Below are 26,324 nucleotides of genomic sequence, written 5' to 3'. Positions count from 1 at the left end.
TGTAGTTAACTACTTCAGCAAGAAAATGGCGTTACAATCTCTTATACCAAGTTGCAAGTTCTGTCTTGGATTGAATGAGGAGTCGGTGGTGAGCGCCCAACAGCTAGAGCAAATAGAGCAATTACAGGCAAACCTCGGCAAGATGCAACTAGCGCTAGAGGTGATCGCTGATGCTGTAGTATGGGTAGGAGATGAGCAGCAGATACAATGGTGCAATTCAAGCTTTGAGCGCCTGATTAACCAAACCCAAAATCAAATCATCGGCTCTAGGTTTAGTGAAATATTACCTCTTTTTCAATCAGGGCAACCTGTAGCTATTGAGGCATACCCCGATGTGCAAATGTACAAAGGGAATTACGTAACGACAAATTATGAATTAAGACAAAAAGATAATTCATTACTTTTACAAATCTCTGGAAATTGTGCGGGATTAAGTGATAAATCTGCGGTAATAGTTATTAGAGATATCACCCCAGCAAGGCAAGAGCGTACTCACGTTCAACAAGTAGAACAATCTTTACAAAAAAGCGAGGAGCATTTACGGACACTGATTAATGCTTCGCCAGATATTATCTGTTTTAAAGACGGTACAGGACGATGGTTAGAATCGAACCAGGCTAACTTGGAATTTTTAGGACTGCAAGGTGTTGATTATAAAGGTAAAACAGATATAGAACTGTCAGAATTCAGCAGCTTTTATCGCGATGCCTTACTTAATTGCATCCAAACGGATGAGCAAGCTTGGCAAAAGGGATCTCTGTATCGAGTAGAGGAATTTGTTTCCCGACCAGATGGTACGGTGAGCATTTTTGATATGATTAAAATCCCCTTGTTTGAGCAAGATGGCAGACGCAAGGGATTGCTGACATTGGGGCGAGATATTAGTGATGCCTCAGGGCAAGCGGCTACGCGTCTACGCAAACGTGCAGAAGAAGCTTTACGCCGTAGCGAACAAAAGTACCGAAATATTTTCGAGAATTCTCTTGTGGGTATTGGGCGCACTCGTCTCGAAGATGGGTTATTTTTGGAAATAAATCAACCTTGTGCAGAAATAATTGGCTATAGTTGCATTGCCGATCTAATTGGTAAGCGTTACGCACCAGAATTTCATGTCAATCCGAGCGATCGCTCTTGGCTGTTAACTCAAATAGAACAGTATGGTGAAGTGCGTAATTTTGAGATCCAATTACGTCACTGCGATGGAGGTATTCGTTGGGGACTAATGTCTGCTCGCGCCAACAAAGAAGAATCTTGCTTGGATTTTATGATTGTTGATATCAGCGATCGCAAAATTGCAGAAGAAGCCCGCAAAGCCTCAGAAGCAAGACTCAACACAATTCTCGATAGCGCCTTGGCTGCTATTTATCGAATTCGGGTTTATGCCCATCGCGACTGGGATTTTGAATACTGCTCTCCGAAAAGCGTACAGCTTTGGGGATATTCTCCCGAAGAGTTATTAGCAGACAAAACTGCTTTTGTCTCGCGCATTGTGCCTGAAGATTTGGCAGGCATTTATGAAAAAGCCTACGATGACATTTTTGCAGGGCGTACTTACCAGGGAGAGTATCGTTATAACCATCCCGATGGCAACTTGCGTTGGATTTCTCTTACTATTACCTCTGTACGAGATGAAGTTGCAGACTACTGGATTGCAACGGTTATTTCTACAGATATAAGCGATCGCAAATTTGCGGAAGAAGCACTCCGAGTCAGCGAAGCTCAGTATCGCGATTTAGTGCAAACAGCCAATTGTATTATTTTGCGTTGGGATGGCAATGGGAATGTGAGATTTTTGAATGACTATGGACAAAGATTTTTTGGCTTTGATTTAGACGAAATTATTGGACGTAATGTGATTGAGACAATTGTGCCTGAAATAGACTCTTCTGGGCGCAACTTACACGCTTTAATTGATGATATTTGTCTGCATCCAGAAAATTATCTGCTCCACGAACATGAAAATATTCGCAAAAATGGCGAACGAGTATGGATTGTCTGGGCTAATAAACCAATTGTAGATGAACACGGAAACATAATAGAAATTCTCTCGGTGGGAACAGATGCAACGGAACGCAAACAAGCCCGTGAGGAATTAGAAACTTCTTTGTCACTTTTACAAGCTACTTTTGAATCTATTCAAGATGGAATTTTGGCAATTGACCAAGCTGGAAATATTATTAGTTACAATCAAAAATTTTTGGAAATTTGGTCGATTCCCTCTGAAATAATTTTAGAACCAGAATTAGACAAACGATTACTTTATCTTGCCAATCAAGTCAAAGACTCGAATGTATTTCTGCAAAAAGTTAAAGCCTTGTATGCTACTCCAGAAGCATATATTAACGATTTATTAGAACTTAAGGATGGTAGAGTCTTTGAACGCTATTCTTGTCCGCAAAAGTTAGGAGAAAATATTCTCGGCAGAGTTTGGACATTCCGCGATATTACCAGTCGCAAGCAAGCAGAAGAAGCTTTAAAAGCCTCAGAAGCTAGACTTAACACTATTCTTAATAGTGCGCTTGCTGCTATCAGTCGTTTCCGAGTTTACGCCAATCGAGAATGGCATTTTGAATATTGCTCTGCTGGAAGCATAGAAATGTGGGGATATGCTCCCGAAGAGTTAATAGCTGACAAACATCCTTTCGTTTCGCGGATTGTACCTGAAGACTTGGAAGTTATCTACCGAAAAGTTTTTGATGAGATTTTTGCCGAGCGAACTAGTGAAGGAGAGTATCGGTACTTACACCCGGATGGAAATTTACGTTGGATTTCCTTTAAATTAACTTCTGTGCGAGATGAAGCTGCTGATTGCTGGATTGCAACCTTCATGTCTACAGATATTAGCGATCGCAAGCAGCGAGAGGTAGCTTTAAGTTTAATTGTCGAAGGTACAGCAGCAAAAACAGGCGATGAATTTTTTAGCTCCTGTGTCCGTTATCTAGCTCAAATACTACAAGTTCACCATGCTATTGTCACAGAATGCATCGATGAAACCAAAACTAGAGCGCGCACTTTAGCAGTTTGGTTAGATAAACAAAGCCAGGAAAACTTTGAATATGAGATCTGTGGCACTCCTTGCGCGCAAGTCTTACAAGGCAATTTGTGTTATTATCCCCAAGGAGTTCAAGCTCTTTTCCCCAGCGATGCAGATTTAGTTACTGTCGGCGCTGAAAGTTATTTGGGAGTTCCCCTCATCAATGCCTCTGGTAAAATCTTGGGTCATTTGGCAGTTATAGATAACAAACCAATGGTAGACGATCCGGGTAGAGAATTGATTTTAAGAATTTTCGCTGCCCGTGCCGGTGCTGAACTAGAGCGCAAACGCGCAGAACAAGCTCTCCAGAAGAGTGAATTAAAGTTTCGCACCATGGTTGAAAATGCCAGTGACATCATCTCTTTAATGACGCTTGAGGGCAAAATCACTTATGTATCGCCAAACATGACAGGAATAATGGGCTATAGCGTCGCAGAGTTAGAAGAAAAATCTTTTGCCCCTTTTATTCATCCCGACGATGTCACTATTAGTTTCTCCACACTGCAAAAAATTGTAGAACTTGGGGGAAATCAATCGACAGAAGTGCGAGCGAGACACAAAAACGGAAGTTGGCGGTGGTTAGGTAGTAACGTCTCAAAAGTAGTTACACCAAGCGGTGATGCATTGATTATTACTTGTGCGCGTGACATTACAGAACGCAAGATAGCAGAAGCAGCCTTAGAGCGTCGTGCTCAAGCCGAAAGTTTACTGAGTAGCATTTCTCGCTACTTCATTGATCAAGATTTAGATACTGCCATTAATTTTACACTTGGGGCGATCGCTCAATTTATTGGTGCCGATCGCTGTTGTATCTTTGAGTATTCCCAGGATCGCAGCCACGTTCATCTTAGCCACGAATGGTGTGGTGCTGATATTGAACCATTAAATAGTATGGCAACAGAAGGCGCTGTGACAATGTTCCCTCGACTGGCTGAAATTGCTCACGGCAAAGTTTGTCAAATTTCCTGTGTAGCAGAACTACCACCGGATGCACCAGAGAGAATGATGTTTGAAAGTCAGTCCATCCAATCGATGGTTGGAGTGCCGATGATTCATTCCGATCAAGTCGTTGGATTTGTTGGTGCAGATGTAATTCACAACTGTAAAATTTGGAGCCAACAAGAAATTAACTTCCTCAAACTGGTAGGCGAATTAATCGCGATCGGTAGGGCAAGACATCAAGCAGAAGAAGCACTGCGAGTTGCCAAAGAAGCAGCCGAGGCAGCAAACCGAGCCAAAAGCGCATTCTTAGCCAACATGAGCCATGAATTACGCACGCCGCTCAATGCCATCCTTGGTTTTGCCCAACTCATGGAACGAGATCCAGCTTTGAATAGCAAACAACGTGAATCATTAGCTACTATTAACCGTAGTGGAGAACACTTACTTAACCTCATCGACGACGTTCTAGAAATGTCCAAAATCGAGGCAGGGCGAATAGTTTTTAACCCCGAATCCTTTGATTTATTTGGACTGTTGCGAACACTACAAGAAATGTTTCAAATCCGGGCACAAGCCAAGCAATTATTCCTCAAATTTGAAATCGCCCCCGACTTACCGCGCTACATTCATACCGATGAAGGAAAACTTCGCCAAGTTCTGATCAATCTCTTGGGTAACGCTGTCAAGTTTACACAAACAGGAGGAGTAACGCTGCGTGCAACAATAGGGACTAGGGAAAAGCAGGGGAGCACAGAGAAGTCTGTAGACGCTTCTGCAGCTTCCCGCAGGGTGCGGAGGCTTCCTCCGAAAGCGTTGCTCCTCCGGAGGAGGCTTGGAACTTCGGAGGGGGCAGAGGAGCAGAGGGGCAATGCCCAATCCCCGATCCCCGATCCCCAATCCCTATTTTTCGAGGTAGAAGATACAGGATGCGGCATCGCACCAGAAGAAATCAAAAATCTCTTCAAGCCTTTTACGCAGACAAGCAGTGGTATCCAAATTAGAGAGGGCACTGGATTGGGACTCACCATCAGCCGTCAATTTATTCGACTCATGGGTGGCGAAATTCGCGCTCACAGCAAACTTGGACAAGGTTCGACTTTTAGTTTTGATATTCACGTCCAAACAACACAACCATCACCAACCGCAACTCAACTAACGAATGATCGCATCCTAGAATTAGCACCAGAACAGCCTCATTACCGAATTTTAGTCGTAGATGACCACCAAGAGAACCGCGAACCAATTTTACAATTATTAAACAGCGTTGGTTTTGAAGTTGAAGCCGCAGGCAATGGGCAAGAAGCGGTACAAAAATGGCAAACATGGCAACCGCAGCTTGTATTCATGGATATGCGTATGCCTGTGATGGATGGCTATGAAGCAACTAGAGAAATTCGAGACAGGGAGAGGAGGAGTGGGGGGAGAGGGAGAGGGGGAGAGAGGGAGAGAATTCCCCGCGTCTTGTGCTCGTACTGTGATTATTGCTTTGACAGCGAGTGCTTTTGAGGAACAAAAGGCAACGATTTTGGCAGCAGGTTGTGATGATTTGATTCGCAAGCCTTTTCGAGAACAGGTACTTTTTGAAAAAATCGCCCAACACTTGGGAGTACGTTATCTTTATGCCCAGCAGCAACCAGAAGTGAAACCAGCACAGGAAAATTATCCACAAGCAAGCCTGTCGATACAATTTTCTCAGTTGAGTACAATCATGTCTGCACAATGGTTAGCACAATTGAGGCAAGCGGCTTTGGAAGTTGATGGCGATCGCATTGAGCAACTAGTTGAGCAAATTCCCGAAACTCATTCTGTCTTGGCAGAGGGAATTACTGATTTAGTTCGTCGTTTCTGTTTTGATGAAATTCTAGAAATGACTGAAAAATGGCAAAAATAAACTGAAACTAACAAGACAAGATACAAGATATCTATTCTAAAGCGATGAGTGGCTGATGAGTCCTGAAGAAACCTTGCAAGTTAAGCAATTACAAGCAATCCTAACCACGATGCAGGTAACACTGGATGCGATCACTGATGCTGTAGTTTGGATTGGGGAAAACCGTCTCGTACAGTGGTGCAATTCTAGCTTTGAATTACTAGTTAACCAACCACGCGATCGCATCCTCAATTCTTCTTTACAGAACTTATTGCCACTCTTACAAGCAAAAGTTGCGATCGCTCCTGACTCTTATCCCGATGCGCAGTTGCTAGACGGGGTATATGAAGTCACAGAATATCAGTTACAAAAGGGCAATGACTTTCTTGTCTTACAAATTTCTGGAACTTGTCTAGCACAACCCCAAACCGGGCAAATTGCCATACTGACGATTCGAGATCTTACTCAAACCAGACGCTTGGAATCAGAATATACACGTGCAGTACAGGAAAAAGAAGCGTCTGCATCTATGCTGCGTACAACTCTAGAATCGACAGCAGATGGAATTGCTGTGATTGATTGGCAAGGAAATGTGCCAGTTTACAACCAGAAAGTTATAGGGTTGTGGTCGTTGCCAGAGTATCTTTTATTACCTGGGCGTGGAGAAGAAAGATTGCGCTTGATCGCAGAGCAAACCAAAGATCCAGAAGGATTTGTAGCTAAAGTTAGAGAAATAGTGTTTCAGCATCCAGAAGAAACAGTTCTGGATTTAGTAGAGTTAAAAGACGGGCGAGTATTTGAGCGTTATTCTCATCCCCAGAGACTAGGCAACCAAGTGATTGGGCGTGTTTGGAGTTTTCGAGATATTACCGAGCGCCAACGTACCCAAGAAGCATTACAACAAAGTGAACTGCAATATCGCAGTATTTTTGAAGCGATTCGTGATGGGTTGTTTATTAGCGATATAGATACAGAAACAGTTATAGAAGTAAATCCTGCTGCTTGCCAGATGCACGGTTACTCCTATGAAGAATTTATCGCTTTGCATCCATCTGCTTACATTCATCCTGACTTCCATTCGGTTTTGCAAGCATTTTTTGAGACAATGAAAACCGGACAGGAATTTAACGCGCAAGCAGTTGATGTCCGCAAAGACGGAACATTAATAGACGTAGAAGTTAAAGGGACAATATGTACCTACAATGGTAAGCCGCACATATTGGCAGTAGTGCGAGATATCAGCGATCGCAAACAGGCAGAAGCAGCATTACGAGCAAGTGAGGCACAGTATCGCGATGTGGTAGAAACCGCCAACTGCATTATTTTACGTTGGGACAATCATGGCAATGTTACTTTTTTGAATAATTACGGGCAACGGTTTTTTGGCTTTGATTTCGAGGAAATTGTTGGGCGTAATGTAGTCGGTACAATTGTTCCAGAAACCGAAACCTCTGGGCGCGATTTGCAAGCGTTAATGGTAGATATTTGCCAGAATCCAGAAAATTATCTTTTCAACGAGAATGAAAATATTCGCAAGAATGGGGAACGGGTGTGGATTGTTTGGGCAAATAAACCAATTTTGGACGAACAAGGAAATTTAATAGAAATCCTCTCCATTGGCACCGATACCACCGATCGCAAACGGGTTGAGGAAGCACTTCGACGCAGTGAAGAGCGGCTGCGATTAGCATTAGATGCCGGTCAAGCAGGAGTGTGGGATTGGGATATAGTTAATAATCAAATAGTTTGGTCAGAACGTATTTATGAGTTTCATGGCTTAGTTGGTGAAAGTTTTAATGGACAAGTTGAAGATTTTGCTGAATTAATCTATCCAGAGGATCGAGGGCTAGTTACCAATGCCATTCAAACAGCAATCGAACAGAAAACTCCCTATCAAATAGAATTTCGTGCCATTCAGCCTTCGGGAGCAGTGCGGTGGCTGTTAACAAACGGGCGGGTGCTCTACGACGAAATCGGAAACCCCCAGCGGATGTTAGGAGCAACGATTGATTTAACCGCACGCAAACAAGCAGAAGAAGCCTTGCAGCGGAGCGAAGTAAAATACCGCCATTTATTTGAAAATTCTCAAGTTGGTATTCTTCGCGCCCGCTGGCAGGATGGATTGATTCTCGATGCCAATCAGCGTAGTGCCGATATACTGGGTTTTTCCTCTCCGATTGAACTCATTGGCAAACATTTCACAACAGAATTTTATGTCAATTTGGATGATAGAACAAACTTGATTGCAGAGTTGGAACAGTACGGCGAAATTCGCGATTTTGAAGTACCCGTGCGTCGCCTTGATGGATCTATTGCTTGGATGCTATTGTCAAGTCGCCTCAATTTAGAAGAATCTTGCATAGTTTCTGTATTTACAGATATTAGCGATCGCAAACGGCGAGAAGTTGCTTTAAATTTAATTGTTGAAGGTACGGCAGCAAAAACAGGTGATGAATTCTTTAATAGTTGTGTGCGCTACCTTGCCGAAGTGTTGCAAGTTCGCTACGCTCTGGTAACTAAGTTTATCAATTCAGCAAAAACAAAAGTTCGGACTCTGGCTGTATGGCGGAATGGGATGCTGGGGGAAAACTTTGAATATGATTTGCAAGGCACTCCTTGTGAATATGCCTTACAGGGGCAGCCATGCTACTATCCCCAAGGAGTACAATCTCTTTTCCCGAACGATGCAGATTTAGTTAATCTCTCTGCCGAGAGTTATTTAGGAGTGCCTTTGATGAATTCCTCTGGGGATATCTTAGGGCATTTTGCAGTCATAGATGTCAAACCAATGGAAAGCGATCCTGGCAGAGAACTAATTTTGAGAATTTTTGCTGCCCGCGCTGGTGCAGAATTGGAACGCAAACAAGCACAAGAAGCCTTAGAACGTCGCGCGGAAGCAGAAAGTTTACTCAGCAGTATTTCTCGGCAATTTATTGACCAAGATATAAATACGGCAATTAATTTTACGCTTGGGGCGATCGCCCAATTTCTCAATACCGAACGCTGTTGTATCTTTGAACACTCAAACGACCAAAATCGCGTTTATCTTTTCCATGAATGGCGTGCTACTAATCTCCCATCATCTAACTTAGCAGGGGGAGGCCCTGTGGTCATCTTCCCCCGCCTAGTTCAAATTATGAACAACAGTGCTTTTCAGATTTCCTGCGTTGGCGAATTACCACCCGATGCACCAGAGAGAATACTGCTGGAAAGTCAGTCGATTCAATCAATCGTTGCAGTACCGATGATTCACTCCCATCAAGTGGTTGGGTTTATTTGTGGAGATGTTGTTAACTTCTCAAAACAGTGGAGCCAGGAAGACATTAACTTTTTGAACTTGGTAGGAGAACTAATAGCGATCGCTAGAGCCAGACATCAAGCAGAAGAAGCACTGCGAGTTGCCAAAGATGCCGCCGAAGCTGCTAACCGTGCCAAAAGCGCATTCTTAGCCAACATGAGCCACGAACTCCGCACGCCGCTCAATGCCATCCTTGGTTTTGCCCAACTTATGGAGCGAGACACCGCCCTTACCATTAACCAAAGAGCATCATTAGCTACTATTAACCGTAGTGGAGAACACTTACTCAACTTAATTAATGATGTGCTGGAAATGTCTAAAATAGAAGCTGGGCGCATCATTTTGCATCCTGAACCATTTGACTTGTATTTATTATTACAAAACCTCCAAGAAATGTTCAGGGTACGATCGCAAACTAAGCAATTGTTCCTCGAATTTGAAATTGCCCCCGACTTACCCCAATACATTAATACAGACGAAGGAAAACTTCGCCAAGTTCTGATCAACCTCTTGGGTAATGCTGTCAAGTTTACACAAACAGGAGGAGTAACGCTGCGGGCAACAATAGGGGCTAGGGGCTGGGGACTAGGAACTAGGAAGAGGAAAAGGGGAGTAGGAGACTGGGGGAGAGTGGGGGAAAATTCTTCCCCGCATCCCCGCATATTTGTGCCCTCTTTCCAATCACGTCAAACCACCCAACGGCGAGAACCCTCCGAAGATCAGAGCCTCCCTCCGCATAGACGCCCAGAGGGCGGCTTCTCGCAGAGTGGAGCTAACACTAACGGCACTAGACGTGGAGCGTCTGGTGACTTCTCTTTGCAGGCGGCTCGCTCCCCAATCCCCAATCCCCAATTCCTAATTTTCGAGGTAGAAGACACTGGATGCGGGATTGCACCAGAAGAAATTAAAAATCTGTTTAAGCCATTTGTGCAGACGATGAGTGGTATCGAAACCCATGAGGGTACTGGATTAGGATTAACAATCAGCCGTCAATTTGTGAATTTGATGGGAGGCGACATTGAAGTTAGCAGTATCTTGGGGCAAGGATCAACTTTTCGCTTTGGCGTGCAAGTAACTTTAGCTGACTCTGGGGATGTGACACCACAGTTCAATAATGGGCGCGTGCTCAAAATTGCTCCAGAACAGCCTAACTATCGCATTTTAGTTGTGGATGACCGCAAAGAAAACCGTGATTTTATCATGCAACTTCTTAGTAGCGTCGGTTTTGAAGTTGAAGCAGCAATCAACGGGCAAGAGGCAGTACAAAGATGGCAAACATGGCAACCGCAGCTTGTGTTTATGGATATGCATATGCCCGTGATGAGTGGCTATGAAGCAACTAGAGAAATTCGAGACAGGGAGAAGGGGGGAGCAGAGGAGCACAGGAGCAGAGGAGCACAGGAGCAAAGAGAAAATCTGTTTGCGTCTTGTGCTCGTACTGTGATTATTGCTTTGACAGCGAGTGCTTTTGAGGAACAAAAGGCAACGATTTTGGCTGCTGGTTGCGATGATCTAGTTCGTAAGCCTTTTCGGGAACAGGTACTTTTTGAAAAAATCGCCCAACATTTGGGAGTACGTTATCTTTATGCACAACAACCAGAAGCGATGCAAGCACAGGAAAATTATCCACAAGCAAGCCCAGAGATACAATTTTCTCAGTTGAGCGCAATCATGTCTGCACAATGGTTAGCACAATTGAGGCAAGCGGCTTTGGAAGTTGATGGCGATCGCATTCTGCAACTGGTTGAGCAAATTCCCCAAACTCATTCTGTCTTGGCAGAGGGAATGACTGATTTAGTTCGTCGTTTCTGCTTTGATGAAATTCTGGAATTGACTGGAAACTTGCAGCCATAGGTAATATCAAATCTGCCACAAGTATGCGTATGCTAACCACCGAAAGCAAAAGGAAAAACTAACTTTAAAGCAGCGGTTGCTAGTAGATTCACCAAAGCAATAGGTAGCAAAAACTTCCACCCCAAATTTAGTAATTGATCGATACGAACACGGGGCACCGTCCAGCGTAGTAAGATGGCGAGAAATACCAGGAAATAGGCTTTTAGTAATGTCATAGTGATACCCAATGACGCAGCGACAATCTGCAATACAGAATTGTTTTCGCTGATTCCCAACCCACGTGCGATTAAGTTAACGGGAATGGGAAAATCCCAACCTCCCAAATACAAAACGGCTATCAACAACGCAGAAAGCACCAAATTAACATACGAAGAAATGTAAAACAGAGCAAATCTCATGCCAGAGTATTCTGTTTGATAACCTGCTACTAGTTCCTCTTCGGCTTCCGGTAAATCAAAGGGCAATCGTTCGCATTCGGCGAGGGCTGCGATCCAAAATATGATAAAACCGACTGGTTGTCGCCAAATGTTCCAACCCAGGATACCGTAACCAGATTGCTGATTGACAATATCAACGGTGCTGAGACTGTTAGACATCATTGCTATTGCCAGCACGCTCAAAGCTAGAGGTATTTCGTAACTGATTGACTGCGCTGCGGCTCGCAAGCCTCCTAAGAGGGAGTACTTATTATTCGATGCGTAGCCAGACATTAGCAAGCCAATAGGTTGAATACTTGATAAAGCTATCCATAAGAAAACTCCCATACCTACGTTGCCGATAATCAAATTCTGTCCAAATGGCACAATTAGGTAAGAGAGAAATACTGGAAGTATTACAATTACTGGGGCAAGGGTAAACAACAAAACATCTGATTTCGCTGGCACTACGTCTTCTTTAAAGACTAACTTTAAACCATCTGCGACACTTGCCAATAATCCTAGTGGCCCTATATACTCCGGGCCAATCCGTTGTTGTACGGCAGCAGAAATTTTTCGTTCTTGCCATATACAAATTAGCACTCCCACCGTTGCACCAACTATCATCAGCACCATTGGTAGCGGCATCCAAATTGCTTTTGCTATCCCCGGTGGTACTCCCACATCCAAAAGAGATTGGATAAATCTTCCTTGCAAGTCAATTCCTGTATTCATAGTTGCCAATTCAAAATTGCTTAAACTTTTTAGTGAAACTTTTGTGCCTGCTGTTATCAACCCTTGCAGTTGTTGGAATTAACAAAAAGACACAATTATGTTTCTTCTAAATAAGCAAAATTGGCACTCTAATGTCTTGCAGGTTATTCCGATTTTTGTAAGTAATTACTATTTGTTTTGAAATTGTTTGGGCGTTACACCAAGCAAGCGTTTGAAGTGCATATTTAGATGACTTTGATTGGCAAAACCAACCTTTTGGGCAATTTCAGCGATGCTTGTTTGTCTTAACAAGAGTAATTCCTTGGCACGGGCAATTCTGGTGTGAATCACAAATTGATGGGGGGTAAAACCTGTTGATGTTTTAAAAAGTTTGAGAAAATAACGTGGACTCATTTGTACTAACGCTGCTAGTTCTGCTAAACCTATATCTTCGTTTAGATGGGTGTGAATATAATCAATCACTATTTGTAATTTGTACCGAGGTAAACCATCTTGATAATCGCGCAGGGTAGGTTTTTGCGTTGAGTAGTTTTGCAAAAGATGAACAGCCAAGGCGTTAGCCATCGTTTCTGCATACAGACGGCTTCCTGCCCCATCCTTCTCTAACATCGCCTTCAGCGCTAGCCCAATTTGGTAAACTAGCGGATCGGAAATAGCAAAGTGCGGTACTAATTCTACTTGATCGGGATCAAGCGATTCGTAAATGGCACGTCTAAAAACAACTTGTTCAAAACCAAGAAGAATTATATTGAATGCTGTATCCCACTGGGCACGAGTACTGATGTTTGCTGGAGTAATAACAATATCACCCGGAAGAATTTGTTTTCTATAAAAGCGCCCATCAATTGATTGCTCGTAGTTAATTATTCTTGGTATTTGTGTAAAAATAGCAACTCCGTGTTGTGGGGCAAATATTTCGGGAGTTGCATGAGCAGGCTGGCAGTCATATGCAAAATAAAATCCATTCCAAAGTGTTGGCAGGTTGGTTAAAAGTGGCGATCGCGAGTAAACGCGCCGATATCCTGCTTCCTTTTCTTTAGAAAAATCGATACTCAGGGATTTTGGTTTTGGCATTATGCTTCTGGTGAATCAAGCCATGAAAGTGAACGAGCGCTTATGTAGTCATTAGTAGTATGAAGTCCGGTTAATCACTTTTGGGGTTGGATATTGCGGGATGAATTTGATCTCACGCAGAGACGCCTTAGACGCCGGAGGGCGGTGAGTCCAGAACTGCGGGAGGGTAACACGAGCGCAGGTGACTGGCGAACCCGAAGGGCTTCCCGTACGCCGGAGGCGTTCCCGCAGGGTAGGGTAGACGCAGAGAGTAAGAGTTTTAATTTACTGCGTTTCTTAATTTTATACTTCTATGTCAGCAATCCTCCTTTTCGTTCTAATTTCCCCTTGTCCCTTTGTCATCTTCTCGCTGTACTTCTTGTACCTCACCAACTTCAAAAATTAAAGTAAAAGATTGTCCCATTTCGCGCTCAATAAATTCTTCTAATAACTGCACTTGCCAAGGAGTTACAGGTTCCCTTGCCCGCACGTTGAGACGAATTTGTGGTGGATTAACTAGCCAGTTGGTTTCTAGTGTAAGTAACTGCAATCTTTGAAAAGTGACAGTTTTGCTTAATAATGCTCGTCGCACGCTCGTTTCTAGCTGTGCTTGCCGAAGCAGTCTATAAAAGCTCACGCCTAAAGGTATGACAAGAATAACCGTTAAAGCTATAGTCCAAAGTAGGGGTTTTCGCGCCCGATGTAAAGATGCGTAACCTGTGAGCAAAAATGTCAGCATACAGGAAAGAGTTATGCCTAGCAGGTTTGTCAGGTAAAGTAAAGTTGCGCCAATACTGAGCGAAAAGTTTGCCTGCGACAATCCCAAACCAATCACACAAATCGGAGGCATCAGGGCAACAGCAATTGCCGTTCCTGCCAAACTTCCAGAAATTTTCGGCTCCACTTTAGCATAGCCACTAATACCGCCAGCCGCGACTGCAATCCCTAAATCTAATAGGGTTGGTTCCGAACGTGCCAGCACTTCACTGCCAAACCTGGGCAGACTGACAAACAACCCCAAACTATAGGCGATCGCAATAGCAATGATTGTTCCTACTGCGACAGCAATGATTCCTTTGCGGAATAAAATCACATTTCCTTGCAACGCCCCAAAAGCCAAAGCCCGAATCGGCAACATTAAAGGTGCAACAATCATAGCTCCAATAATTACCGCGCTACTGTTAGTTAATAAGCCAAAGGTAGCGATCGCACATGAGCCAACAATCAAAACGAGATAGGGTAGATCTAATATTGATTCTGCCAGCAATTCTGTTTCTAGTTGTTGGAGTTGGACAGGCTCAACTACTTTGCTTCTAAAATTTTGGAAGCGGTTTTGCAATTTCCCGATCACAAGGTTTTTCTACCTCATTAATCTCTAATTTGTTTAGCTATTATGATGATTTTCTAAACACTTATGTTGCAATTAGATAAATAGCCCTTGCAGAATTACGCACATACAGAGGAGGGGGAGAATCGTGATTCACGTTCTTGCCCCTTGTCCTAATTCCTTCTGCCCTCTGCCCTTCGGGTTCGCCACTTGACGCCAGTCGCTTCAAGTCGGCAAAGCCGCCCAACGCGCTGGCTCCTTTATGCCGGGAAACCCTTACTTTCGCTTATCCACTTCGTGTCTACGGCAGTCGCTACAACGGGGGGAACCCCCGCAACGCGCTGGCTCACCACCGCAGTGGCTCACCATCTGCCTTCTACTGAGGAAGGAACTTGCCGCCATTGATCTAAAATATCCTTAAATAAGACTTCTTCTATCCAGGTTTTGGCAACTACCGCCAGTGGTATTGCCATTAATAATCCTAAGGCTCCAAAAAGAGTAACAAAAACTATTTGTGCTGTTAAAGTAACAGCAGGCAATAACGCCACCTGTTTTGCCATGACTGTTGGTGTAAGCCAGTAACTTTCAATGTTCTGAATCACAATATATAAAATTAAAACTGCCCCAGCTTTCCAAGGGGCATCAAGAAAACCTATTGCCATTGGTAGCACTACACTCAAAGTCGGGCCAATATTAGGAATAAAATTGAGCAATCCTGCTAAAACTGCATGAGCTAACACCAACGGTACTCCTAAAATCCATAACCCCACTCCGCTGAGAACGCCAATAAATACCATTTCAATCAAAGCACCGATTGTCCAATTCCCTAAACCCTCTGCACAACGAGATAAAATTTCTTCGACTCTAGGGCGATAAAAGGCAGGAAAGAAGCGTATAAAAACTCTGCGGTAGGGCTGGGGATTAGCAAGCAACATCAAAGTTAGAACAATAACTAAGAGAAATTCTAAAATCGCAGTTACAGAGGTAGAGAAAATAGCGATCGCCTGTTGCAGAAGATTGGTAGCCAAAGGCTGGAGTTGTTCAATTAGCCCATTGAAATCAGGAATCTCTGGCACATAGTTTTCTAGGATGCGCTCCTCTAACCAATTAATACCTCTTTGTATCTGATTTATTCCTGTTGGTAAAAGCGCCACTAACTGCCGAAACTGCTCGATAAATGGTGGCACTATCAAAAAGAAAACGCCAACTAGTAGAGTTATGACAATACCCAAACTCAACCATACAGCCCAAACCCGCTTGATCCCAGACTGCTGAAATCGCAGCACAAGTTGATTAATTGCTACTGCCAGCACTACAGCAGTGAATGATAGCAACAATAGCTGCCGAATTTGCCAAAGGATGTAAAGCGAAATCACCAGTGCCAGAAATCCCAGCCATTGTCCGAGTTTCATGTTGTCTGCTTTTTAGAATCTTAGTTGGTGTGAAATTTTGTATTTAGCTATTTCTAGGCTATTTTCTAAATATGATTACAAAGTGACTGATCGCTAAACCAAAGGCTCCAAAACCTGGCAGCGTGGTGTCCTTTTATTTCACGTGAGTGGTCAAATCTTCCTTGAAGTTTGCCCGTGGGTGTTCACCACTAAACATCGTTTCACGCAAATAGCGATCGCCAAAATTACCTGGATCTTTCCAGCCTTCAGCGCGGATAAACTGGAACTGTGATTGAGCTGGGTCAGCAAAGGCTTGTTCTGTACCATAGTAAATGCAAGGAATTCCCAGCGTGAATAGTTGAAAAGCTGTAGCTGCAACAACTTGATAATCTTTCACTGGCGAGTCATCAGGAATCTCAGCCGAGAAGCGAATTTTTTCGCCAAATACGTGATCGTCGAGAACGAATACGTGTCGATTGCCAAGACTGCGGTGGGAGCCAAAATCGTTGGTATGTTCGATAAAGAGATTGAGGTAATCACCTCCAGGAGCCAACCCCTTCGCAACATTTTCACCTCTTTCACACGGATTGTTACTTGATGTGGATAGCCAAAAGTCAGAACTGGATAACTCTCCATACTAATGTAATCTCCGCACTAAATTGATTCGTTTCCGTAAAGTGCGGTATGTGTGCGAAGCGAATATTTAGCATGGATATCTGCAATTTCACCTTTAGTTTTTTAAAGGTGGATTAGTCGTGCGCCATGCGAGCTACTAAGCTGCATTTGTTGTACTGGGAACTAACGATTGAGAGCCAGAGGCTCGAATTCTCGTTACTAGGTTGAACCTGGTAACGAGGGCACACGAGGGTACGTGGGTACTAGGTGTTGCCTCAGCAGTTTTGTTCGCACGCCCCAATACTTACCCAACTACTAGAACCATCTTGCCAATGTTCTTTTTTCCAAATGGGGGCGTTGTGTTTTAGAGTATCAATGGCATAGCGACAAGCTGCAAAAGCCTCGGAACGATGGGGACAACCCACCGCCACCAAAACACTGATTTCGCCAATTTGCAAATGCCCGATCCGATGGTGAATTACCACGCGAGTCACATCTGTCCATGTTTGCCGAATCTCCTCAGCAATTTGATAAAACACGCGCAGCGCCATCGGTTCGTAAGCTTGATACTCTAGGGCAACAACAGATCTACCATCAGTTTGATTGCGAACCATACCACTCATCATCACTACCGCACCATTTGCTGGATCGTCTGCTAATTTATAGACTTCTTCAACAGATAATGGTGCAAAGGAAATTACAAAGCTATCTTCAGTTCTGGGTTTAGCAATAGAAGTAAGTGTATTTATCATAAGCAATCAAAATATAGGAGATAGGGGACAGGGGATAGGAAGAGGACAAGGAGCAGGGGAGAAGGGGAGACAAGGGGAGAAGACGTGAGTCACGATCCTTCCCCTTCCAAGTCACCTTCCGTGTCCTTTTCTTCTCGATACCCTATCCCTAATTACCAGTACCCTTAAATGGCTACCGATCTACATTTTCTCAACAGTAAATTAGGCATTGTTCGTTTGATGCTACGTTATTGTCAAACAAGAGGCTGTAGGTTAAGAAAACGCTTAGTTTTATCAAGGGTTGATTTGATTTATACAACATCATATTTATATTAAACTTGCTCCTGCAAAGCTTTTATTCATATTTTGATAATTTAGATTTTAAAAACAAGTTAGCAATAATTACGTTACATCAGTTTGTTTGCGTAAATTCACTTGAATTAGCTCGTTACTTTGTCATCTTCCTTCAGGCATATTACTATAGGTAAGTGACAAAGTTATCTAATTATCTTTTGAAATAATTATTTAAGTAAATTGATTCAGGTCAAAAGTGCAGTAAACGCTTAGTAAAGGCTCGCTCCCATTAGCCCGTTTAGCTTCAATTACTAGTTAGGGTATTCATGAAAGCAAAGTACACAATAAATTTTAACGTTAACAACCTAACATTTTTGGCTGAGATGAAGTTTGATTTTTTGGGCTTAACTGAACCGTGGTGAGCTAAAAAGTGCAGTAAATGCTTAGTTAATAAGTTAAATCTTCGATTTAGTCAACAAAAGGGTCAATGTATATGGCAGTCGTAAGGAAATTGATAACAGTTATTCTTTTTTCCTCTCCTATTGATGACCCTACTCCCAGGATTTTTAGATAACCGCGAGTTACAAGCACAACAGCCGTAATTCAGCAGTAATGGGAATAGCCTATGAAAACTTTAGTAAATAATCATCATGAAGTGAAGAGGATAGAGGTTCTTCGTCAATATCAAATTTTAGATTCTTTACCAGAGCAGGCATTTGATGATTTAGCATTTTTAGCTGCCCAGATTTGCCACACACCGATCGCTTTAATTAACCTGATTGATGTCAACCGTCAGTGGTTCAAAGCAAAAGTCGGGTTGGATGTAGCAGAAATGCCCATAGAGATAGGCTTTTGTCCTCTTTGTCTAGAGCAAGGTGATGTTTTGGTTATTCCTGATACTTTAGCCGATCAGCGGTTTGCAACTTCACCTGTGGTTCAGTCTGAACCTCATGTGAGATTTTACGCTGGTGTACCTTTATTAGCGCCAGAGGGAATAGCGATCGGTACTGTGTGCATAGCAGATCGCGTACCACGGGAAATTACCTCAGAACAAGTAGAAGCACTAAAGGCTATTAGCCGCTTAGTAATTAGACAATTAGAACTGCGGCGCAATCTTACCGAACTAATTGAAATCAAAACAGAGTACCAACAAGCACAAGCAGCACTCCAGCAAAGCGAATGTACTCTGCGCAGTTTTTTTGACAGTACGCCGATGATGATGGGAGTTGTAGAACTCCAAGACAATGACATCCTGCATATTTCTGATAACGCTACAAGTGCAAAATTTTTTGGAAAAACTCCAGAAGTAATGCGAAATTGCCTAGAGAGCGAGATTGGTATGCCACGACAACAGGTATGCGAGTGGATCAAATACTATCGTGAGGCAGAACGCACTAAATCGTCTGTTAGCTTTGAGTATGCTCACCATACTCCTCAAGGTGAGAAATGGCTAAAAGCAACAGTTTCATCTATCGCCGCGTGTTGCAATTACGTTAAGCAATTTGCTTATGTAGTAGAAGATATTACCGAGCGCAAGCAAGCTGAGGATAATTTACGTGCAGCAGAAGCGTTATTGCGTTCCATGACTGGCGTTTCGCCACTAGCTTTTTATGTTGTAGATAACCGTACAGATAAGATTCTGTATTTTAACGATCGCTTCTGTGAAATTTGGCGCATTCAACACTTGAAAGAGCAGATGGTATGTGGCAAATTGAACAATCAGGATATTATTCCTGAGTGTTTGAAGTTAGTGGTAGATATTCCTACCTTTGCTGATGCTTGCCAACCTTTGCAAAATGAAAATAATCGTTCGGTTGTAGAAGACGAGATTTTGTTTACCGACGGGCGTATTATCCGGCGCTTCTCCACCCAAGTGAGGGATGCTAGTGATCGCTATTTTGGGCGTTTGTATATCTTTGAAGATATTACCGCTCGCAAACAAGCAGAACAGCAAGTTCGCGAGCAAGCGGCATTGCTAGATATCACCAGCGATGCAATTATCGTCAGAGATTTATCTAACAAAATTTTATTGTGGAACAAAAGTGCTGAGAATCTTTACGGTTGGAGTTCACAAGAAGCAATAGGCAAGTATGCCAATGAACTTTTATATAACGAACCTTCACCACTACTACAAGAAATTCATCAAACTGTTTTAGAACACGGCTCTTGGCAGGGTGAATTGCCCAAAACTCAAAAATCAGGCAAACAAATCATTGTCGAAAGTCGATGGACATTAGTACGCAATGAGCGGTTACAACCAAAATCAATTTTGGTTGTTGACACAGATATTACACAAAAAAAACTACTAGAAAAACAATTTTTGCGCAATCAGCGCATGGAGAGTATTGGTACTCTTGCCAGTGGGATTGCTCACGATCTCAACAATGTACTGTCACCAATTTTGATGTCAGTACAACTTTTACAAGCTAACTCTCGTGAGGAACGCGATCGCCAAATCTTATCGATAGTAGAAACAAATGTCAAACGCGGTGCAAATTTAGTAAAGCAAGTACTGTCTTTTGCGCGCGGCATCGAAGGCGATCGCACTATCTTGCAAGTTAAACACCTGATTTTGGAAATGAAGCAAATCATCGAACAAACCTTTCCGAAATCGATTACCCTCGAAACAGAAATTCAACCTGAGTTGTGGAATGTTTGTGGTGACGCTACCCAACTGCATCAGGTATTAATTAATTTGTGTCTCAATGCTCGTGATGCTATGCCTGGTGGCGGTACTTTGAAAATTTCTGCTCGCAATATTTTCATCGATGAAAATTATGCCAGAGTTCATTTAGATGCCAAGGTTGGCTACTATATCGTTTTGAGTGTTGCGGATACAGGAGTAGGTATACCCAATGAATTATTAGATAGAATTTTTGAGCCATTTTTTACAACTAAAGAGCTTGGTAAAGGTACAGGGCTAGGACTATCAACAGTAATGGGTATTATTAAAGGTCATGGTGGTTTTATCACCGTGTCTAGTCAGTTTGGTAAAGGTACAAAATTTAAGGTTTACTTGAGCGCAATTCAGACAGATACAATCCCACTACCAGAAGACTTGGAAGTACCAACAGGAAACGGACAATATATTCTGGTTGTAGATGATGAATCGGCGGTGAGAGAAATTACAGCAACTTCCTTAGAAGAGCATAACTATAAAGCACTTGTTGCCTGTGATGGAATTGAGGCAGTTGCGCTCTACGCTCAGTATAAAGACAAAATTCGAGGGGCAATTATAGATATGATGATGCCGAATATGGATGGAACAACCACCATTAATACATTGCAAAAAATGAATCCCCTGCTACCAATTGTGGCAGTCAGCGGTTTGGCAAGTAGCGAACAAATTCCACAACTAAACACTAGCAAGCGCTTTGCCTTTTTAGCCAAGCCTTATACGGCACAAGAACTATTAAAAACATTGCATTCGGTTATTAGTTAATAGTTAATGGTTAATGGCTAATAGGTAATAGGAAAAAAATTAACAATTAACAAATGACAAATCTTATTTTGGTCGTCGATGACGATCGTTTGATGCAGACACAACTGCGCGGACTTTTGGCAGCATCAGGATATAGGGTAGCACAGGCAAGTAACGCACAAGAAGCACTAACTATTTATGCCCAACTGCAACCAGATTTAGTACTGCTAGATGCCCTCATGCCAGGCATGGATGGATTTGCTTGTTGTCAGCAACTCCAAAGTCTGCCTGGAGGCGATCGCACTCCTGTTTTAATGATGACAGCCCTTTACGATGAAGCATCTGTAGAACGGGCATTTGCGGCGGGCGCAACAGATTTTATTACCAAGCCAATTCACTGGCCAATTTTACGTCAGCGAGTGCGTCGTCTGTTGGAAGTTAATCAAGTGATGCAAACCTTACGACAGCAAACTGAACAGGCGCAAATGCAAGAAATGCAACTGCGCATAGCATTAGAAGCTGCCCGCATGGGAACTTGGAAATGGGACATACTCGCCAACCAAGTGACTTTCTCAGAAAACTTGAAAACTTTGTTTGGCTTAAAAGAAGACACTACTCACAAAAGCTATGAAACTTTCCTTAGCTACGTTCACCCCGAAGATCGCGATCGCGTTAACAACTCACTTCATGAAGCGATTGAAACGAGAGCGGAATGCGAACTAGAGTTTCGTGTTGTTTTGCCTGACAATAGCATTTGCTGGTTGGTTAATAAAGGAGTCGTCTTTCGCGACACTTCTGGTAAAGCAGTGCAGATGTTAGGCGTAGACATGGACATTACCAAGCGCAAGCAATCAGAAGACAATTTGCAGCAGAGTGAAGAGCGTTTCCAGATCCTTGCTCGTGCTACCAATGATGTTGTTTGGGACTGGAATTTAGTCACAAACCAACTTTGGTGGAATAATAATGTACATACACTTTATGGTTACTTGCCAGAACAAGTTAGTTCCGATCCAACTTGGTGGTACGAGCGCATACACCCAGAAGATAGAGCCAGAATTATTGCTGACATTGGTAATTTAATTAATAGTGGGCAACATTTTTGGTCAAATGAATACCGTTTTCGCCGTGCTGATGGTTCCTATGCCTATATCTTTGATCGCGCTTATGCAGTTCGGGATAGCATGGGCAAACCAGTGCGGATGATTGGGGCAATGATGGATATTAGCGATCGCAAGCGTGCCCAACAAGAACTAGAACGCCAAAATATGCGATCGCGTCTCTTTGCTGATGTCACTCTCAAAATTCGCCAGTCTTTGCAAATTGATGAAATTCTCCAAACCAGCGTCACAGAAGTGCAAAAGCTATTGCAGGCTGATCGAGTATTAATATTTAAAATGCTATCTGATGGTTCGGGAACTGTAGTTAAAGAAGAAGTTGTTCCCGGTTTTCCTGTGACTCTAGGACAAAATATTATCGATCCTTGCTTTAGTGAAGGATATATAGAGAAATACCGACAGGGAAGAGTTGGTACGATCAACAATGTTGAAGAAGATAATATTGAACCTTGCTATGCAGAATTTCTAGGCAAATTAGCTGTTAAGGCTAACTTGGTTGTCCCAATTCTCCAGCACACCAAAATGTGGGGACTTTTAATTGCCCATCAGTGCGCCCATCCTCGCTACTGGAATGAATCGGAAACTGAATTATTATTACAATTAGCCAATCAAATTGGTATTGCCCTAGCCCAAGCCAAACTTTTAGAACAAGAAACTCGCCAACGGCAAGAACTCGCCCGTTCTAACGACGAGCTACAAGAGTTTGCCTTTGTCGCCTCCCACGATTTGCAAGAACCACTCCGTAAAATTAAAACATTTAGCGATCGCCTCAAAGTAATTGCCAGCGATTCCTTATCTGCCCAGGCACTTGACTACCTCGAACGAATGCAGAATGCAACTCGGCGGATGCAAACTTTAATTGAAGACTTGCTGACTCTTTCGCGAGTCACCACCAGAGCACAGCCTTTTGTATCGGTGAATCTCTTTCAAATTACTCAAGAAGTATTATCTGATTTGGAAGTAACTATCCAGCAAGAACAAGCAAAGGTGGAGATAGGCGAATTACCCACCCTCAAAGCCGATCCTCTGCAAATGCGACAATTATTACAAAATCTGATTATCAATGCCTTGAAGTTTCATAGTCCCGAAGAACCACCCATTGTCAAAATTTATAGTCAGATTTTACTCAGTCCTTTAGATCCAATCGCGATCAGTACAGAAAAGTGCCAAATTATTGTCGAGGATAATGGTATTGGTTTTGACGAAAAGTATCTGGATCGCATTTTTAACGTTTTTCAACGCTTGCACGGGCGTAGTGAGTACGAAGGTACTGGTATTGGTTTAGCAATTTGCCGCAAAATCGTTGAACGTCACCAAGGCACTATCACAGCCGAGAGTATACGCGGGCAAGGAGCAAAATTTATTGTTACCCTACCGATGAACCTTTCTTTTTAAATTTCTTTAGCTTTCAGTAAGGTGGGCACTGTTCACAACCTAAAAATAAGGACTTCAGGAAAGCTAGGCTGTGCCCACCCTACAAAAATTACTTTCTTACTGGTAAAACTTATGGTAATCACAGAGGGTATCAAGCGTAAGGTGGGCACTGTTCACAACCTAAAAATAAGGACTTCAGGAAAGCTAGGCTGTGCCCACCCTACAAAAATTACTTTCTTCAGCGTTCAAAACCCATGGTAATAGCAGAGGGGATCAACTGTCTAAAACCATTATCCGAAATTTGTTGCAATTTAAGAATAAATTAATTATATGAATAGTAAAAAGGAGAAAATGCAGAGTGAAGGGTCGGCAAACAACTGTCACTATTTTAATGGCCGATGATGATGAGGATGACTGTATGTTAGCTCGTGAAGCTTTGGCTGAAAGTCGTCTGGCAAATGAGCTATACATCGTTAGAGATGGAGAAGAGTTAATGGATTATTTGCATCGACGCGGTCAATATGTCAATGCCCACATATCACCTCGTCCTGCTTTAATTTTGCTAGATTTAAATATGCCTAAAAAAGATGGTCGTGAGGCACTCAGAGAAATTAAAGACGATCCAGAACTAAGGCAAATCCCTGTTGTAGTACTCACAACCTCAAAAGCAGAGGAAGATATTTATCGTACCTATGATTTGGGAGCAAACTCGTTTATTATTAAACCCGTTACGTTTGCAGCTTTAGTTGAAGTAATGAAGACTATAGGAAAGTACTGGTTTGAAATCGTAGAACTGCCGCTATGAACGGTGGGAGGAAGGTATGAAAAACAGCCCCATCCGAGTTCTTCTAATTGATGATGATGAAGATGACTATATTTTAACTCGTGATTGGTTTGGAGAATTCCAAGTAGTGGAGTGCGAGTTAGAATGGGTGGGTAGCTATCAAGCTGCAAGACAAAAAATAGCTTCTAAGCAACACGACGTCTATCTTGTTGATTACCGTTTGGGTGAAGGTAATGGACTGGAATTATTGCGCGAAGCTGTTGCAAATGGCTGTAGCGCTCCACTTATTTTACTTACTGGTAAAGGTGACCGAGAAATAGACGTTGAAGCAATGAAAGCAGGAGCGGCAGATTATTTAGAAAAAAGCCAGTTAACTGCCCCTTTGCTAGAACGTTCTATCCGCTATGCTTTAGAACGCAAACAAACAGAACATAAAATCCGCGAACAAGCAGCTTTGCTGGATATTGCAACAGACGCTATTTTTGTCCAAGATTTAGATAATCAAATTTTATATTGGAATAAGGCCGCTGAACGACTTTATAATTGGCAAAAAGAAGAAGCAATAGGTAAAAAAGTATCGGAAATTTGGCAAGAAAAAAATTTATCGCAATTGCAAGAAGCACTCACCACAATGATGAAAAATGGCTCGTGGGAGGGTGAATTGCAACAAATTACAAAATATGGGAAAGAAATTACTGTCGAAAGTCGTTGGACTTTAGTCAGAGAATTTGATCGCAAAACCCAATCTATATTAATTGTAAATACTGACATCACACAAAAAAAACAACTAGAAGCACAATTTTTGCGTGCCCAGCGTTTAGAAAGTATAGGTACACTAGCAAGCGGTATTGCTCACGATCTCAACAATGTCCTTGCTCCCATTCTGATGACAGCGCAGCTTTTAGAATCACAACTGCAAGATGAGCGCAGCCAGCGGCTTTTGCCCATATTAATTAGCAATGCTAAAAGAGGAGCAAATTTAGTCAAACAAGTGCTTTCTTTCACTCGTGGCATGGAAGGCGATCGCACATTATTGCAATTAAAGCACTTAATTCGAGAAATTCAACAAATCATTAAAGAAACATTTCCTAAATCTATTGAAGTTTCCACTCAAATATCAGCGAACCTTTGGACTGTATTTGGCGATCCAACTCAACTGCATCAGGTGCTAATGAATTTGTGTGTTAATGCCCGTGATGCCATGCCTGGTGGCGGTAAATTGAAAATTACAGCTGAGAATTTTTTAATTGATGCAAATTATGCCAAGATGCATATAGATGCGCGAGTCGGTGCCTATGTAGCGATCGCTGTTACCGATACGGGATCTGGGATTGCGCCGGAAATAGTAGATCGCATTTTTGAACCATTTTTTACTACCAAAGAACTGGGCAAAGGCACCGGGCTTGGTCTTTCTACGGTATTGGGAATTATCAAAAGTCACAGTGGCTTTATCAGTGTTTACAGCGAATTAGGTAAAGGCAGCGAATTTAAAGTATTTCTGCCAGCACAACAGTCACCAGAAATAAAAGAAGAACAAGAGGTAGAATTTCCTTCTGGAAACGGCGAGTTGATTTTGGTGGTTGATGATGAAGACTCAATTCGCGATATTACCAAAACTTCCCTAGAAACCTATAACTACAAAGCAATTACAGCTAGTGATGGAATTGAAGCCATCGCCCTTTACGCAGAACATCGAGATGAGATTTCTGTAGTCTTAACAGATATGCTCATGCCCTCAATGGATGGACTAACTACAATCCGCACCTTAAAAAAAATTAACCCTAACGTCAAAGTTATTGCCGTCAGCGGACTCGCTTCTGCTGATAAAGTCAATGTAGCAAACGATATAGGCGTCAAAGCCTTTTTATCTAAACCTTACACCGCCAAGCAACTGTTGCAAACAATTGGTGCAGTTAAAAATGGAAAATGAAAATAGTTACTGGATAGTGGATAGTAGTTAGTGGTAAACGAATACCAACTACTCACTACTAATAACCGTAAGGTGGGCACTATCGAGAAGGTTAAATCGGGGTTTAAGGAAAGTTAGGCTGTGCCCACCCTACTAGCGCG

General features: G+C 42.6%; 13 protein-coding genes. 7 read left to right on the top strand and 6 right to left on the bottom strand.

The annotated features are described in order from the left end of the window. Positions 1–88 precede the first annotated feature (88 nt). Genes UYC_RS37110 through UYC_RS35355 form a run of 3 tightly spaced genes read left to right on the top strand, consistent with a single transcriptional unit; the run spans position 89 to position 10,998 of the window. Entirely contained in the window at positions 89–5,482 is a 5,394-nt protein-coding gene (locus UYC_RS37110) for a PAS domain S-box protein (protein WP_051049979.1), read from the top strand. Beyond that, positions 5,451–5,867 (top strand): response regulator, encoded by a 417-nt coding sequence (locus UYC_RS38795; RefSeq protein WP_016879306.1) that lies wholly within the window; start codon positions 5,451–5,453, stop codon positions 5,865–5,867. The genes UYC_RS37110 and UYC_RS38795 overlap by 32 nt, the downstream gene beginning before the upstream one ends. A 55-nt stretch (positions 5,868–5,922) precedes the next feature. After that, the gene (locus UYC_RS35355) at positions 5,923–10,998 is read left to right on the top strand and encodes a PAS domain S-box protein (RefSeq protein WP_016874030.1); all 5,076 of its coding nucleotides are present in this window, start codon (positions 5,923–5,925) and stop codon (positions 10,996–10,998) included. 32 nt (positions 10,999–11,030) lie between these two features. Here UYC_RS35355 and nuoH read toward each other — a convergent pair whose 3' ends face one another. The 6 genes from nuoH to UYC_RS0106150 form a co-directional block, all read right to left on the bottom strand. Further along, positions 11,031–12,149: an NADH-quinone oxidoreductase subunit NuoH gene (gene nuoH, locus UYC_RS0106175; RefSeq protein WP_016879305.1), complete on the bottom strand. Its 1,119-nt coding sequence runs from the start codon at positions 12,147–12,149 to the stop codon at positions 11,031–11,033. A 168-nt stretch (positions 12,150–12,317) separates the two neighbouring features. After that, entirely contained in the window at positions 12,318–13,223 is a 906-nt protein-coding gene (locus tag UYC_RS0106170; protein ID WP_016874032.1) for a helix-turn-helix domain-containing protein, read from the bottom strand. Between the two features lie 316 nt (positions 13,224–13,539). Further along, entirely contained in the window at positions 13,540–14,553 is a 1,014-nt protein-coding gene (locus UYC_RS0106165) for a DUF389 domain-containing protein (protein ID WP_016874033.1), read from the bottom strand. A gap of 338 nt (positions 14,554–14,891) precedes the next feature. Then, positions 14,892–15,941, bottom strand: coding sequence for an AI-2E family transporter (locus UYC_RS0106160; RefSeq protein WP_016874034.1), 1,050 nt, complete (start codon positions 15,939–15,941; stop codon positions 14,892–14,894). A 133-nt stretch (positions 15,942–16,074) separates the two neighbouring features. After that, positions 16,075–16,473: a hypothetical protein gene (locus tag UYC_RS0106155; RefSeq protein WP_016874035.1), complete on the bottom strand. Its 399-nt coding sequence runs from the start codon at positions 16,471–16,473 to the stop codon at positions 16,075–16,077. 337 nt (positions 16,474–16,810) lie between these two features. Then, a complete protein-coding gene (locus tag UYC_RS0106150; RefSeq protein WP_016874036.1) occupies positions 16,811–17,287 on the bottom strand; it encodes a molybdenum cofactor biosynthesis protein MoaE in 477 nt (158 codons plus the stop codon). An 898-nt stretch (positions 17,288–18,185) separates the two neighbouring features. On the opposite strand from UYC_RS0106150, the gene UYC_RS0106145 reads away from it, so the two are divergent. The 4 genes from UYC_RS0106145 (at position 18,186) to UYC_RS0106130 (ending at position 26,184) form a co-directional block, all read left to right on the top strand. Beyond that, on the top strand, positions 18,186–21,002 hold the full coding sequence (locus UYC_RS0106145) for a PAS domain S-box protein (RefSeq protein WP_016874037.1): 2,817 nt from the start codon (positions 18,186–18,188) through the stop codon (positions 21,000–21,002). Positions 21,003–21,055: 53 nt separating this feature from the next. After that, positions 21,056–23,491, top strand: a complete 2,436-nt coding sequence (locus UYC_RS0106140; RefSeq protein WP_016874038.1) for a PAS domain-containing protein — start codon at positions 21,056–21,058, stop codon at positions 23,489–23,491. A gap of 337 nt (positions 23,492–23,828) precedes the next feature. Continuing rightward, on the top strand, positions 23,829–24,275 hold the full coding sequence (locus UYC_RS0106135) for a response regulator (RefSeq protein WP_016874039.1): 447 nt from the start codon (positions 23,829–23,831) through the stop codon (positions 24,273–24,275). Between the two features lie 16 nt (positions 24,276–24,291). Continuing rightward, the gene (locus tag UYC_RS0106130) at positions 24,292–26,184 is read left to right on the top strand and encodes a hybrid sensor histidine kinase/response regulator (RefSeq protein WP_016874040.1); all 1,893 of its coding nucleotides are present in this window, start codon (positions 24,292–24,294) and stop codon (positions 26,182–26,184) included. Positions 26,185–26,324: the final 140 nt, after the last annotated feature.

It is taken from the genome of Chlorogloeopsis fritschii PCC 6912 (genome assembly GCF_000317285.1).
Taxonomy (GTDB): domain Bacteria; phylum Cyanobacteriota; class Cyanobacteriia; order Cyanobacteriales; family Nostocaceae; genus Chlorogloeopsis; species Chlorogloeopsis fritschii.
This window is presented reverse-complemented; position numbering and strand designations above follow the sequence as displayed.

Excerpts from the sequence above, each read along its gene's own strand:
- UYC_RS0106140 (WP_016874038.1), top strand. The coding sequence starts at position 21,056 with ATGACAAATCTTATTTTGGTCGTCGATGACGATCGTTTGATGCAGACA.
- nuoH (WP_016879305.1), bottom strand. The coding sequence starts at position 12,149 with ATGAATACAGGAATTGACTTGCAAGGAAGATTTATCCAATCTCTTTTG.
- UYC_RS0106145 (WP_016874037.1), top strand. The coding sequence starts at position 18,186 with ATGAAAACTTTAGTAAATAATCATCATGAAGTGAAGAGGATAGAGGTT.
- UYC_RS0106170 (WP_016874032.1), bottom strand. The coding sequence starts at position 13,223 with ATGCCAAAACCAAAATCCCTGAGTATCGATTTTTCTAAAGAAAAGGAA.
- UYC_RS0106130 (WP_016874040.1), top strand. The coding sequence starts at position 24,292 with ATGAAAAACAGCCCCATCCGAGTTCTTCTAATTGATGATGATGAAGAT.
- UYC_RS35355 (WP_016874030.1), top strand. The coding sequence starts at position 5,923 with ATGAGTCCTGAAGAAACCTTGCAAGTTAAGCAATTACAAGCAATCCTA.
- UYC_RS0106160 (WP_016874034.1), bottom strand. The coding sequence starts at position 15,941 with ATGAAACTCGGACAATGGCTGGGATTTCTGGCACTGGTGATTTCGCTT.
- UYC_RS0106150 (WP_016874036.1), bottom strand. The coding sequence starts at position 17,287 with ATGATAAATACACTTACTTCTATTGCTAAACCCAGAACTGAAGATAGC.